The sequence below is a fragment of the Candidatus Sodalis pierantonius str. SOPE genome (assembly GCF_000517405.1).
In the GTDB taxonomy this organism is placed as follows: domain Bacteria; phylum Pseudomonadota; class Gammaproteobacteria; order Enterobacterales; family Enterobacteriaceae; genus Sodalis_C; species Sodalis_C pierantonii.
Genome location: NZ_CP006568.1, coordinates 595,441 through 607,233, shown reverse-complemented (window position 1 = coordinate 607,233; position 11,793 = coordinate 595,441). Strand labels below are relative to the sequence as shown.

Sequence of the window (11,793 nt, the reverse complement as noted above, 5' to 3'; positions counted from 1 at the left end):
ATTTCGGATTTATTCAACAAAGCGCCGAAAAGATTTAAGCCGGGTGCTCTCGTCGGCGATAATGGTACCGAATGGCCAGCGCCCGCGCAGCGTCTCAACCAGCCATAGCGCGTTATCGTAGTTGGTGGTAAATACATTGGCGTTGCTGTTCGCCAGCGCCGCTTGCCGCTGTTTTGGCGTGCCGGTGATGGGCTGCACCACAAGGTTGCGCAGATGCGTCCATTTCAGCGCTTCATCCGGCCAGGTGGATGTCGCAACGCGTAGAGGGGCCAGCACCAGCGCGGGTCGCGTTTCGCTGCCCGATTTAAATAGGGTGTCCAGCGCCGTTAATGTGGCGACGGTCTTGCCCATCCCCATCCCCATGCCCGCCCAGATATTACAGCGCGGATGCGTGAGAATATGTGTCGCCATCCGCGCCTGATAAGGGCGCGGGGTAAATACTTTTTTAGCCGACACGCAGTGCCTCCCAATATAAATCGGGGTGGGTGCCTTTGTATCTTCCATGCTGGCCTTTCGCCGTGAAAATTAATGTGTTTTCGGAATACAGCATAACAGTAGCTCCGTGGTAAGGTCCGCCGTAAAGACGGAATTTCCTACGCCTGATTATTTTGCGCATATTGATGTCTGACTTGTTTATGTCTTGCGGCTATGCCCGTGCGAGGATTGCTATTAACTTGTCGCGTTGCTCATTGGTGAGTTCAAATTTAACGTGCGCAACGCCCATCTCGCTAGATTCAATAACGATAAGACTTTCATCAATGCGAGAAACAGTAAGCCCATTGTGAATTGATTCCCATTTTTCAAGGCCATTATGCACAACGCGTGTCTGATTATAATACCGGCTCATGGCTATCTCCCTGATACCCTAATGCCGCGTAGGTGTCTACGATAATGTCGATAAGGATCTTAGACGATGGTGTTTTATTTTTCAGACCCTTTTCGTAGATGCTGATTATCGAACGTTTGAATTCATCGCCCTCTTTTAACAGCCATTCTTGCCCTTCAGCCAGTGTTTTCCATTTTGCCAGTTCGCGCTTGATCGTCATAATTTCGTCGTCGGCGTTTGCGCATAATTTTGATGAGGCGCCATCGAACAGAACCATATCCCGTATACTGTCGCTACAAATAATGTTATTCATGATTTGTGTCCTTATTTTCAAGTTTGTTAAGAATCTTCTTTAATATTTCGGCCTGAACAAATTGCACTGCAATACATTCAAGCGTCAGCCGAACGCCGAGCAGTGCTAGCAGTGCCAATATGCCGTCGTTGATTTTTGTATAGAGTGGCGATGTATCACTGAACGATATAAGCGCCAGACCCAGACAGGCACCGCATGAAACAGTGAAAAACCAATTGACAATTTTCATTGTCCAGAATGTTTTAAACATGGGCATGCTCCGTTATTGCGTCGATCAGCGCCTGGGCATCTACAGTAAATCGTTCCAAGGTCCTACAGCCGCCAACTTTAGCCCCGGCAATTCGAGTCCCGATAACGTCATCAGAAACGAGCAGAGAAAATCCACCTTCCTGATTGTGACTTATGTCTATGTGAACCTTTTTACCGTGTAGATTATTTATCAATATCTACCTCCTCGAGCATGGACGTTGCTGCAATGGTTCCTGCTGGCGAGCGTCCTGAGTTTATTGTTTAAAGCGCTTTGTTGAATAAATCCGAAATTTGTGACGACTTCCTCCCTATCAGGGCGATTGTTACATGATGCGGACGCTGTTTGGCATTCCTAACAGTGTGATCCGGTTAAGTGCTTTAACCATTGCCATTGCCTCACCTACCTGCGCGTCATAGTCATGCAGACTCAGATGACCACCCAGAAGTGTTTTAAACCGGAACATGGCCGTTTCAGCCAGTGAACGCCGGTGATAACCTACTTTCTTTTTCCAGGTATCGTTATTGCCGCTCAGATGCTGATTTGCCACCGCATGGTTACGCTCATGGTATCGAGCTGGCCAATATTGCGCACCACTTCACGGTGGGATAAGCGGCTTTATTTTTTTCCTCAGCAGAGCATCATGACAGTAACGCGTATCGTAAGCACTGTCAGCCGACGCTTCCCTGATTTTCCGGTGGGTTTAGTTAATCAGCCCGGGCAGCGCCTGCGCATCTGTCGTACCGCTTAGCGATAAATCGGCACAGATAATTTCATGTGTCACGCTATCTACTGCCAGATGAAGCTTGCGCCATACTCTGCGCCTCTCAGCCCCATGCTGTCTGACTTTCCATTCGCCTTCGCCGAAGATTTTCAGGCCGGTGCCATCGATGACCAGGTGTGAGATTTCGCCGCGGGTTGGCGTTTTTATGCTGATGTCGACGGTTTTTGCTCGCCGGCTGACCAGAGAGTAATCTGGGCAGCGCAGCGACAGCCCCATCAGTTTAAAAATCGAGTCAACGAAACCCTGTAACGCCCGGAGCGAAAGGTTAAACACGCGCTTTATCATCAGAACCGTGGTAATGGCCATATCGGTGTAGTGAAGTGGCCGGCCACGATGTTCAGGTGGTGTACTCTCAGTCCATGCAGCAATGGCTGACTCATCAAGCCATACTGTCAGGTCCCCCCGCTGCCTGAGCGCATTGTTATATGCGGGCCAGTTGGTGATTTTAAACTTTTGCTTTGCCATGGGGACCTGATGTTGAAACGAATGTAGTGATCAGAGCCGCCAGTCACCTAAAAGTTCGATTTATTCAACAAAGCCTGTTTAAAGATGTTATTCCGAGACTGTGGGGCGGCTGACGCACATCCTCGTCAACTTATCCCCTTCCTGACGTGCAGATGCTTTCAGTGCAAAACTGAACCAGAGGTTAATCATCGGCCTCTTTAAACTCGCTGTTTGCATTAAGCACATACCAGGTATCCGGTTTCACGCCGTTATCACCCACCTTGCTGGCACGGATGTGGATAATATCGCCCTCACTATTGCGGTAGCACAGTACGATTGCGCTGCCCTCGGAGGCCTTGGCCTTACTCTGCGCGCCGATAGAGGCGGCAACCGATCCGAAGCCGCTAACGTCTGCGGCTGACCCGTCGCCGGTGTTAGTGGCGACTGATCGGTAGCCTGTGTGGATGGCGACTGACCGGTTGCCTTCAATGGTCACCTGTCCTGCGGACTTATCAATTTTACTTGCTATGCACTTGACGGCGCGGTCAACCATTTGGTGGAGGGACAGTTCCTTCTTGATGGTGATTGTGCTACTGGCGAGTTTGTCTCCCTCCTCTTTATGGGCGATATCGCCGGATACTTCAACCTCGGCAAACGGTGATTGACTGGCCCGCAGTAGCCGAAGACATCGAGTGGATATTCACAGGCATGAAAACCGGAGCCGCAAACTTCTACCACGCCGTTCGTGATGGTAGGTTTTTCCGATCTCGAACTGATAATCACGGCAAGTCAGGTCGGCGTTAAAGCCTTTGTAGGCAATGATTTTGGTCATGGTGTTTATCCTTTTAATTAATGCGCTAGCGGTTTGGTTGAGCCGTTATAGACAGAAGGGTTAGCGTTATTTTCAGCGGCTTCCCATCCGGCAATAGAAAAGCGTCCTATTTTCGGGTGATACCATTGGGTGCCGCGCTGCTCTGCCTCGTACATCATGTTGCTCAGTGCAGAAACAAAATTATTTTCATGAACAACGGACATCTGTGTGACCTGACCGTCCGGCGCGACATGGGGAACCTTTTTATGCGGGACGCTCCACGCCATGACCAGTTGCTTGCTTTTGGCGTTACTGAGGCCGTAAGTGGCTTGCAGATAGCTGTAGCCCTGATATCCCTCGGGGATCGTGCCTTGCTTGATATGGTCGATTTCCTCGGCAACCTGCTCGACTTGCGTTTCCACCGATTTCAGATGGCGCTCCTGGGCGACGTTCGCCAGTGCCATAGCCGCAATGATTTCGTTGGGGCTTTGCGGCGTACTCTGTTGCTCCAGCTTATCAATCAGCGAGCGGCGTACTGCTTTGGATTCACGTGCTGCAACGCGGAGGGCCTGCTTGAGCGTCATATGGATAATTTCAATATCAGCGCCGTTTTTTTGACCTACGAAAATTTCGTAGGTCACGCTTTCAAGTTCATCTTTGACGCGACTGATAAAGTCGTTGTTACGAATAGGCTTCTCGCCATACTCCTTGCGCGTTTCGTTGACCATAGTTAGCAACCGCTGCGAGTCTATGCCGTCACTGTTATTTATGGTTAAATCTTGTACGTTTATTAAATTTTGCATGTTAAAGCTCCTCACAAGTCAATGTGATTAATGAAGCCCCGGCGCGATCCCGAGGCGGAATTACTGGGTTAGTGGCGCGTCAGGAAGTGTTTAACTTCGTCTTCGTACCAGTGGTCAATGTGCTCAGCGATGCCCTGTTGTTGCTGTTGATGGCTGCTTTCAAAAAATTGCTGTATTTCGGCCAGCACGGTTTGGACGTCTTCACGCTTGCGCAGAATGCGTTTGAGAGTTTGCTTTTCTGCTTCGAGGGTGATCTTCCGAAGGCTTTCGGTAACGTAGTAAATGCGGCGGCACTCTTCGGCCAGCAGGGGGATATGCTGCGCTTCAAAAGGCATCGGCGACGGGGTGCCGGTCACATTACGCAGGGAATAGTAAACGGCATTGGTCCATGCCTGTCCAAAACGGAAACCTTGGGTGATCCACCAGACTAAACGCGCAAGGTTACGGGTATCGGTGCGCGTAAAACGTTCAGGGGCTTCAGGCTGGTAAACGGGCTGACCGACTTCGCGGTCGAGAATATCCAGCACCCATTTGCGGAACTCTTTGGCGATCGGCGTGTTGGCGAACATCGCTATCAGATGAGCGCCGCGCAGTGAGAAGATGCGGACTGCTTTTTCACGTAACCTACTGTTTATCCCATTGGTTATCAAATTGATAACCAATGACATCTGTTCTGTAAATTCGTCTTTGTTACGGCTGTATATGATAGAAACGCTTTTAGCGTCTGAATATTCAAGAGCTTTAGCAAGCTCAGCGGAAGTAAACCAGAATTGCCCGTTGTGGGTAATGGTTTCAAGAATGGTATCACGAAAAGTTAAGGTAGTGGTCATATTGACCTCCAGCGGTAAACTAAATTTACTCACCACCTAGAGACGCTAATCTCTGATTGGCGGTGAACTGAACGGAGTTAGCGTTACCGGGTTTACCAACCGGCCAGCCTTGCGGCTGCCCCATCCAGTCCACCATTGTTAAGGCGTACGGATGTTTTGGATAATAAAAAACACGCTCGCGGCGTGTCACATTGTCGCGGTAAACCTCAGCGGAACGCTAATCCCGGCACCTGAATTTGCAGGTGCGGATTGACTATAGCGCATGGGTTATTCTTCCGTCAATAAGATTACTGGGTTACACTCGGCTTAAAATCAGAGGAGTCACTTATGGGCCAAGTCGCGTTTGATACCTTAAAATTTGTGAAAAAGCTTGAACTGGCTGGAGTGCCGGCAAAACAGGCTGAAGCTTTTTCTGAAGCTGTGCGCGAATCGCATGAGGCCGTTGACGTGGCAACCAAGCGCGATCTCGAGGATGTCCGCAAAGACTTATCAGCAGAAATCGCCAACGTCCGTAAAGACTTATCGGCAGATATTGCCAATGTACGCAAGGAAATGGATGCTCGATTCGATAAGGTTGATGCTCGTTTCGATAAAATTAACGATAAATTTGAGAAGCTTGGCATGCAGATGACCATCCGGCTCGGGCTAATGGTCGCTGCTGCCGTCAGTATTATTGCTGCCATTCTCAAAATGTAACACTGCCCTGTGCTCTATAGCGCATGGCAATCATCCTGTAGTTAATGAAAAATTTACCGGGGTAAGCTTGACGCACGTCAAGGTAATAAGTACCTTAATCCGGCGGTGTGATTTTTAGGGTCGGTAGCTCAGTGTGGAAGAGCGTACGAGTTGTTAAACCGTAAGCTGCAGGTTCGAGTCCTGATCAACCCGACCCTGTACACGATTCTGTGTAAATGCCTTTTCTCAGAAGTGACCGTCCAGGCGGTCACCGAACTCGATAATAAAGCGGCTCATTGCCATGCGCCAGTCCCTCAAAGGCATTGTCCATTTCTGTGAGGCCGCCTGTATCGCCAGCCACACCACCTTTTTCACTGCGTCGTCGGTTGAGAACACCTTGCGCTTTTTGATGGCATGCCGGATCACGCTGTTTAACGACTCTATGGCGTTGGTCGTGTAGAACACCTTGCGGATGTCCGTTGGGTAGGCAAAGAACGTGGCCAGATTGGCCCAGTTTGCCTGCCAGCTTCGACTTATTTGCGGGTAGCGGATGTCCCAGGCACTGGAGAACGCTTCCAGCGCCTGCAAGCCGGCTTCTTCCGTAGGGGCCTGATAGATAGCTTTCAGGTCGCAGGTGACGGCCTTGTAGTCCTTCCAGGAGACGAAACGCAGGCTGTTGCGCACCATATGCACGATACACAGCTGGAGCCGCGCCTCCGGATACACCGCGTTAATAGCGTCAGGGAAACCTTTCAGCCCGTCTACGCAGACGATAAGGATATCGTTCAGGCCGCGGTTTTTCAGCTCTGTCAGCACGTTCAGCCAGAACTTTGCGCCTTCATTTTCGGCCAGCCACATACCTAGCAACTCTTTCTGGCCTTCGATGTTGATGCCCAGCGCCAGGAACACAGATTTGTTGATGATGCGGCTGTCCTGCCGGACTTTTAGAACGATACAGTCAAGATAAACAATGAGATAGACTGCATCCAGAGGCCGGTTTTGCCATTCGACAACCTGCTCCATGACCGCATCGGTGACCTTTGAGACCAGCGCCGGCGAGACATCGGCGTCATACAGCTCTTTGAACGCGGCGGCGATCTCGCGGGTGGTCATCCCTTTGGCGTACAACGATAAAATCTGGTTATCCATCCCGGTAATCCGGGTCTGGTTCTTCTTCACCAGTTGCGGTTCAAAGGAACCGTCACGATCGCGCGGAGTACGCAGCGCCAGCGGGCCATCGCCAGTGGTAACGGTTTTTGTGGAATAGCCGTTGCGGGCGTTGGTCCCCGGTTTAGGCTGATTTTTATCGTAGCCGAGGTGATGGGTCATTTCGGCATTGAGAGCTGTTTCGACGCTGATTTTTTTCAGCAGCCGATCGAAGTGACTGAGATCTTCAGAGGTTTTGAGATTTTTGGCCAGTTCGTTAGCCAGAACCTGCAACTGTTTTTCGTCCATAAATTAACCTGTTTTTGATGTTGGATTGAACATATCAAAATCAGGCAAATACACAAATTTCTAAACAGGCTCCAATTCACGTTTGACTCATTTTTCAAGGCTACGCTCCGGCGTGGCCTTTTTGTTGGTTGGAATTTACTGAAGGAGCGAACATGCTATCCGCTATCTGCGCAAATTCGTCCATCACACCCGCTATTCGCCCCATGCCCGGTCGTACGGTGCTGAATCCGCTAGCAGGAAGTATCGCCAGTGTTCGTAACCGGTCGGTGGACTTTGACAGCAAGCCCTCGTGCTGGTCGTTTGCTAAGCGCGGGGCGCTCTCGGTTTTTCGGCACATTGTCAGTGTGTTTCAGGCTATCCCCCGTGGGTTGGCCTTGCTGGTCAGGTGTCGAACCGCTCCCTGCTCGTTGGATATCCGCATTAGCGGCCTGATGACGAAGACTCCCCAAACGGCGCGCACACTTCGCTACCTTGACCATCTGGTCAAAGAAACGGATATCGGCTGGGCAGACGTAAATGACGATAACCCTGAGCGTCTGTGTGACCAGGTAGCCCGACGCAGCTATAGCCGCAACGTGCTGACGGCAGCACTTGAAGGCCAATCGTTTAACGCCTGTACCCGGATGCTAGCGCATCTGGAAGGGGAATACGGTCAACACCTTCGGGGCGTACTGGACTTCGCTGCCGAACAGGTGGGGCAGACGGAGGAAGACCCCGTCAAGGTATCTACAGCCTATAAGTACCCGCTCTTTGTTGAGGATTTAATCATCGCCTTGCACGAGCGTCTGGGGTGTTATGACGTGCTGGTTGACCCTGGCGCCGATATCCGGCGGTACAGAGACCTCACCTCCAGAGATATCAAGGCGTTATCCTGTGTTGGCATTGGCGCCGACACGTTGACAGCGAATGCCTGATTGTATGGCTACCACTATGCAGCCTTTTTTCTGACCGATAGCCACCCCGGACGAGGTGGCGCAATAACCCCGATACCCTCAATGGAAAAATACACTACCGGCTCTGCCTACAGCTGGGCCCTTGTCACGTGCCTGCTGGGTGCGTTCTCGCTCAGTGAATGGGCATTGATTACCGGTATCGCCTGTACGCTGGCTACTTTCTTGCTGAACTGGGTTTACCGACACAAGGAATACCGTTTCAGGACGAAACGCGATGAGCATTAAACACGCGGCCGGCCCTGTCTGTGCCGTGACCGCCATAATTGCTCTGGTCGTTTCACACGGACAGGTGCGCACCAATACCGAGGGACTGAAGCTTATCGGCAATTCAGAAGGCTGCCTCCGGGATCCATATTGTTGCCCCGCCGGTCGATTAACCGATGGCATTGGCAATACCCACGGCGTCAAGCCCGGCATTCACAAAACCGACCAGCAGATAACGGCAGACTGGCAGCGCAATATTCTGGATGCGGAGCACTGTATCAACACCTATTTCCGGGAGCGTGAGATGTCGGACAACACCTTTAGCGCCATGACTTCAGCCGCGTTCACTACGGGTTGCTACGGCTTGCGTACTTACAAAGGGACGAACGGCTAGCGCCATGAAACGACGCTTCATAAACTGGCGCAGCAGGGAAAATGGCGTGAGATGTGTGAGCGTCTGCCAGAGTTCAACAATGGCGGCAAGTACCCCGGTCTGACAACACGCCGGGAAGCCGAGCGCCGATTGTGTCTGAAAGGATAAAAAGCGATGCGCTGGAAACTCCTCACGCTCGCCGCGATGCTCTCGACGATTACCTCTCTCGCCATCGTGGTCAGGCTCCAGTACGTCGAAATCACCCGCCTGAAGCAGGCGAATCAATCGATGGTCGCCGAGCGTGACGCCGCCCGCGCACAGTTTACCCACTATGAACAGGCAGTAGCGCTGTTCAACCAGATAGCCGGAGCGACACAGGATGCACATCAGCAAGCGGTGCAGGACTTTCAGCCGCGTATCATACAGATACGCGAGGGCATGACTTCTGAGCGCTGCGCTCGCTTGCCTGTGCCTGCTGGCGCTGTTAACCGGTTGCGTGCGCACGCAGACAAGATACCTGCCCATCCCGCCCGCGCCGATACCGGCCACCCTGCTCGATGACTGCCCACCGCCGGTTATTCCCGACAACATGACGTGGGGCGACAGCGTGATACTCAACGAGAAGCTGCTACTGGCATTGGAGATATGTAATCAGGATAAGGCCGCGCTGAGGCAGATTGAGGCGATTAAGAAATGAAACCTTCGGGATTAACGACAGGCCAAGCCATTATGGTACTTACTGGCCTAACGATATTCGTGTTCAGTGTGGAGTTAGGCTTTGCCTGGCTGCTTTTGTGGGCATGGAACTTACTGACCTCTTATACAGGCTGGATGCTAATTCCTGTGAATTGGGGAACCGTCTTCGCCGTCATGATTATTTTATGGTCTATTCGTCAGATGGTTAAGCGAGATAAGTGAATGTTAAATCATCGGAAGACCCGTGTGTAATTGCTTTGTGATTATCCCCAACCGCACCAAAGTTCGTCAGGGCGGGCACATAAAACAGCAGGAAATGCACTATGTCCACGAAATATTTTGAGATTCATGTAGGTATTCGTCATCTGGGATGTCGAATATTTCAATCACTGACTTACCCTCAGTTTTCTAAAGGAATGCTGATTATCATGACCACAGATAGAGAGCAGATTGTTTTCTCGTTGAGTCAGGTCGATGGTGTTATTACTACGCCTGTGACAGAGAATGAAAAACACGAGGAATAATGACGATGGAAAAACGGGATAAACCCAACGCACAAAAACTAGCGCCCCGAAAAGAGATGTTCTGCCATGAATACCTTATCGACCTCAAAGCGGGACCGGCCGCCGTACGCGCAGGATACAGCAAGAACGGCGCTGACCAGAATGGTTATAACCTGCTGCAGGAAGAGGCGGTCCGGCAGCGTATTGATGAACTGAAGCAGGCGCGCAATGTGCAGATAAATATCGATGCCTGTTATGTTCTCCAGCGTCTGCTGGAAATCGACAACATGGATGTGGCGGATATTCTTGACGAAGACCTCCGCGTCAGGCCCCTGGCTGAATGGCCGGCCACTTGGTGCCGCTATCTGAGCGGCGTTGATTTGGCCGAGATGTTTGAGGGCAAGGGCGAGGCGCGTGATGCCATTGGTATTTTGAAAAAAATCAAATGGCCGGACAAGCTGAAGAACCTGGAGCTGCTAGGGAAACACGTCAGTGTCCAAGCATTCAAAGACAATGTCAAAAACGAACTGACGGGCGTGGACGGGCAGGCCCCGACGTTTGTGGTGCAGTTCAGTGAAAAGGGTGGAGAGGGTGAAGGTTAATCTGGACTTTTCCCCCAAGTTCAAGGTGCTTTTCCAGCCAGCGCGTTACAAGGTTTTTCATGGTGGGCGCGGGGGCGGTAAGTTGTGGGAAATCGCTCGCGCCCTGGTGGTGCTGACAGCGTCAAAGAAGCTAAGGGTGCTGTGCACGCGTGAAGTACAGAACACCATCAAGGACTCGGTGCACCGGCTGTTGACCGACAAGATCGCCGCCCTCGGTTTATCCGCCTGGTTTGACATCAAAGAGAAAAGCATTCGTAGCCGTTGCGGTGCCGAGTTTATTTTCAAAGGCCTGCGCTATGACATCCAGGGGATCAAATCGACCGAAGGTGTTGATATCTGTTGGGTGGAGGAAGCGCAGACGGTCAGCGCCGCGTCATGGGACGTGCTCATTCCCACCATCCGTAAGGAAGATGAAACGGGCCAGTCTGAGATTTGGGTCAGCTTTAACCCCCGCGAAAAATCTGACCCGACGTATCAGCGCTTTGTTGTCACCCCCCCAGAGAGCGCCGTGGTGGTGCAGGTCAATTACACGGATAACCCCTGGTTCCCCAAGGTACTTCGGCAGGAAATGGAGTACCTGAAACGGGTTGATTACGACGCCTATGAGCATATCTGGCTGGGAAAACCGCGCACGATAAGCGACGCGGTGGTGTTTTCCGGCAAATACAGAGTGGAGTCCTTCGCTGACGACCTGTGGCAGCAGGCTGACCGGTTGTTTTTCGGTGCGGACTTTGGCTTCGCCAACGATCCCAGCACGCTGATACGCAGTTTTATCCTTGGACGAACCCTTTACATTGAGCATGAACAGTACGGCGTGAGCGTCGAACTCAACCACCTGCCGGCGTTTTACGACAAGGTGCCCGGTGCCCATGACTGGCTGATTAAAGGCGACAACAGCCGACCGGAGACCATCAGCTACCTTGAGCGGCAGGGATTTCGTATCAGCGCGGCCGCCAAATGGCCGGGCAGCGTCGAGGACGGGATTGCCTACCTGCGGGGGTTCGAGCATATCGTTATTCATAGCCGGTGTGCGCATACCGCACAGGAAGCGCGGTTGTATTCGTACAAGGTTGACCGGCAAACCCATGAGGTGCTGCCGGTGTTGGTGGATAAACACAACCATTGCTGGGACGCCATCCGCTACTCACTGGATGGGTATATCACCGGCCGGCACCACCCGATAAGCGTGTCCCCCGAACTGATCAGGAGCGTTTCATGTAGCCCTTCAAAGCAAAAAAACCGCCAGTAGGTACCGCGGCACCCCCGGCGGTGCC

Annotated in this window: 15 protein-coding genes and 5 pseudogenes; 9 read left to right on the top strand and 11 right to left on the bottom strand. The window is 51.8% G+C overall.

The window, feature by feature from the left end:
- Positions 1-24: 24 nt before the first annotated feature.
- The 10 genes and pseudogenes from SOPEG_RS03235 to SOPEG_RS03190 all read right to left on the bottom strand — a co-directional run.
- A pseudogene (locus SOPEG_RS03235) lies at positions 25-504 on the bottom strand (SNF2-related protein); the annotation flags it as partial.
- Between the two features lie 142 nt (positions 505-646).
- Positions 647-847: a hypothetical protein gene (locus tag SOPEG_RS27030; RefSeq protein WP_025244279.1), complete on the bottom strand. Its 201-nt coding sequence runs from the start codon at positions 845-847 to the stop codon at positions 647-649.
- Positions 831-1,139, bottom strand: a complete 309-nt coding sequence (locus SOPEG_RS03230; RefSeq protein ID WP_025244278.1) for a hypothetical protein — start codon at positions 1,137-1,139, stop codon at positions 831-833. Before SOPEG_RS03230 ends, SOPEG_RS27030 begins: the two co-directional genes overlap by 17 nt.
- On the bottom strand, positions 1,132-1,389 hold the full coding sequence (locus tag SOPEG_RS03225) for a hypothetical protein (RefSeq protein ID WP_025244277.1): 258 nt from the start codon (positions 1,387-1,389) through the stop codon (positions 1,132-1,134). The genes SOPEG_RS03230 and SOPEG_RS03225 overlap by 8 nt, the downstream gene beginning before the upstream one ends.
- A gap of 322 nt (positions 1,390-1,711) precedes the next feature.
- A pseudogene (locus SOPEG_RS23930) lies at positions 1,712-2,635 on the bottom strand (IS5-like element ISSoEn1 family transposase).
- Between the two features lie 181 nt (positions 2,636-2,816).
- A complete protein-coding gene (locus SOPEG_RS30530; protein ID WP_335334072.1) occupies positions 2,817-3,167 on the bottom strand; it encodes a hypothetical protein in 351 nt (116 codons plus the stop codon).
- Between the two features lie 3 nt (positions 3,168-3,170).
- Positions 3,171-3,290, bottom strand: a pseudogene (locus SOPEG_RS31130) (DUF7666 domain-containing protein); the annotation flags it as partial.
- Between the two features lie 81 nt (positions 3,291-3,371).
- Positions 3,372-3,446: pseudogene (locus SOPEG_RS31125) on the bottom strand (DUF7666 domain-containing protein); the annotation flags it as partial.
- A 17-nt stretch (positions 3,447-3,463) separates the two neighbouring features.
- Positions 3,464-4,228: a hypothetical protein gene (locus SOPEG_RS29110; RefSeq protein WP_025244275.1), complete on the bottom strand. Its 765-nt coding sequence runs from the start codon at positions 4,226-4,228 to the stop codon at positions 3,464-3,466.
- A 68-nt stretch (positions 4,229-4,296) separates the two neighbouring features.
- Complete coding sequence (locus SOPEG_RS03190; RefSeq protein ID WP_025244274.1) at positions 4,297-5,058, bottom strand: BRO-N domain-containing protein; 762 nt, start codon at positions 5,056-5,058, stop codon at positions 4,297-4,299.
- Between the two features lie 327 nt (positions 5,059-5,385).
- Here SOPEG_RS03190 and SOPEG_RS03185 point away from each other — a divergent pair, with 327 nt between their 5' ends.
- On the top strand, positions 5,386-5,754 hold the full coding sequence (locus SOPEG_RS03185) for a CCDC90 family protein (RefSeq protein ID WP_025244273.1): 369 nt from the start codon (positions 5,386-5,388) through the stop codon (positions 5,752-5,754).
- Between the two features lie 225 nt (positions 5,755-5,979).
- Here SOPEG_RS03185 and SOPEG_RS03175 read toward each other — a convergent pair whose 3' ends face one another.
- A complete protein-coding gene (locus SOPEG_RS03175) occupies positions 5,980-7,188 on the bottom strand; it encodes an IS256 family transposase (RefSeq protein WP_025244272.1) in 1,209 nt (402 codons plus the stop codon).
- Positions 7,189-7,595: 407 nt separating this feature from the next.
- Between SOPEG_RS03175 and SOPEG_RS03170 the strand changes: the two genes are divergently transcribed.
- From SOPEG_RS03170 to SOPEG_RS03130, 8 genes and pseudogenes are all read left to right on the top strand, one after another.
- A complete protein-coding gene (locus SOPEG_RS03170; RefSeq protein WP_148296984.1) occupies positions 7,596-8,102 on the top strand; it encodes a hypothetical protein in 507 nt (168 codons plus the stop codon).
- Positions 8,103-8,183: 81 nt separating this feature from the next.
- Positions 8,184-8,366 carry a phage holin family protein gene (locus tag SOPEG_RS03165; protein WP_200867884.1) on the top strand — a complete coding sequence of 61 codons (183 nt, stop codon included), beginning with the start codon at positions 8,184-8,186 and terminating at the stop codon, positions 8,364-8,366.
- Positions 8,356-8,886 (top strand): annotated as a pseudogene (locus SOPEG_RS03160) (lysozyme). Before SOPEG_RS03165 ends, SOPEG_RS03160 begins: the two are co-directional and overlap by 11 nt.
- Positions 8,887-8,892: 6 nt before the next feature.
- Positions 8,893-9,279, top strand: a complete 387-nt coding sequence (locus SOPEG_RS03155) for a hypothetical protein (protein ID WP_025244269.1) — start codon at positions 8,893-8,895, stop codon at positions 9,277-9,279.
- Positions 9,215-9,415 carry an Rz1-like lysis system protein LysC gene (lysC, locus tag SOPEG_RS31120; RefSeq protein WP_038468138.1) on the top strand — a complete coding sequence of 67 codons (201 nt, stop codon included), beginning with the start codon at positions 9,215-9,217 and terminating at the stop codon, positions 9,413-9,415. Before SOPEG_RS03155 ends, lysC begins: the two co-directional genes overlap by 65 nt.
- 322 nt (positions 9,416-9,737) lie before the next feature.
- Positions 9,738-9,938 (top strand): hypothetical protein, encoded by a 201-nt coding sequence (locus SOPEG_RS03140; RefSeq protein WP_025244267.1) that lies wholly within the window; start codon positions 9,738-9,740, stop codon positions 9,936-9,938.
- On the top strand, positions 9,938-10,519 hold the full coding sequence (locus SOPEG_RS03135; protein ID WP_025244266.1) for a terminase small subunit: 582 nt from the start codon (positions 9,938-9,940) through the stop codon (positions 10,517-10,519). The genes SOPEG_RS03140 and SOPEG_RS03135 overlap by 1 nt, the downstream gene beginning before the upstream one ends.
- Complete coding sequence (locus tag SOPEG_RS03130) at positions 10,509-11,768, top strand: PBSX family phage terminase large subunit (protein ID WP_025244265.1); 1,260 nt, start codon at positions 10,509-10,511, stop codon at positions 11,766-11,768. The genes SOPEG_RS03135 and SOPEG_RS03130 overlap by 11 nt, the downstream gene beginning before the upstream one ends.
- The last annotated feature ends 25 nt before the right edge of the window (positions 11,769-11,793 follow it).

Bases quoted from the DNA above. Each gene is read 5' to 3' on its own strand.
- SOPEG_RS03190 (WP_025244274.1), bottom strand. From the start codon at position 5,058: ATGACCACTACCTTAACTTTTCGTGATACCATTCTTGAAACCATTACC.
- SOPEG_RS03185 (WP_025244273.1), top strand. From the start codon at position 5,386: ATGGGCCAAGTCGCGTTTGATACCTTAAAATTTGTGAAAAAGCTTGAA.
- SOPEG_RS03175 (WP_025244272.1), bottom strand. From the start codon at position 7,188: ATGGACGAAAAACAGTTGCAGGTTCTGGCTAACGAACTGGCCAAAAAT.
- SOPEG_RS03230 (WP_025244278.1), bottom strand. From the start codon at position 1,139: ATGAATAACATTATTTGTAGCGACAGTATACGGGATATGGTTCTGTTC.
- SOPEG_RS03135 (WP_025244266.1), top strand. From the start codon at position 9,938: ATGACGATGGAAAAACGGGATAAACCCAACGCACAAAAACTAGCGCCC.
- SOPEG_RS03140 (WP_025244267.1), top strand. From the start codon at position 9,738: ATGTCCACGAAATATTTTGAGATTCATGTAGGTATTCGTCATCTGGGA.
- SOPEG_RS03155 (WP_025244269.1), top strand. From the start codon at position 8,893: ATGCGCTGGAAACTCCTCACGCTCGCCGCGATGCTCTCGACGATTACC.
- SOPEG_RS29110 (WP_025244275.1), bottom strand. From the start codon at position 4,228: ATGCAAAATTTAATAAACGTACAAGATTTAACCATAAATAACAGTGAC.
- SOPEG_RS03165 (WP_200867884.1), top strand. From the start codon at position 8,184: ATGGAAAAATACACTACCGGCTCTGCCTACAGCTGGGCCCTTGTCACG.
- SOPEG_RS03225 (WP_025244277.1), bottom strand. From the start codon at position 1,389: ATGTTTAAAACATTCTGGACAATGAAAATTGTCAATTGGTTTTTCACT.
- SOPEG_RS27030 (WP_025244279.1), bottom strand. From the start codon at position 847: ATGAGCCGGTATTATAATCAGACACGCGTTGTGCATAATGGCCTTGAA.
- SOPEG_RS30530 (WP_335334072.1), bottom strand. From the start codon at position 3,167: ATGGTTGACCGCGCCGTCAAGTGCATAGCAAGTAAAATTGATAAGTCC.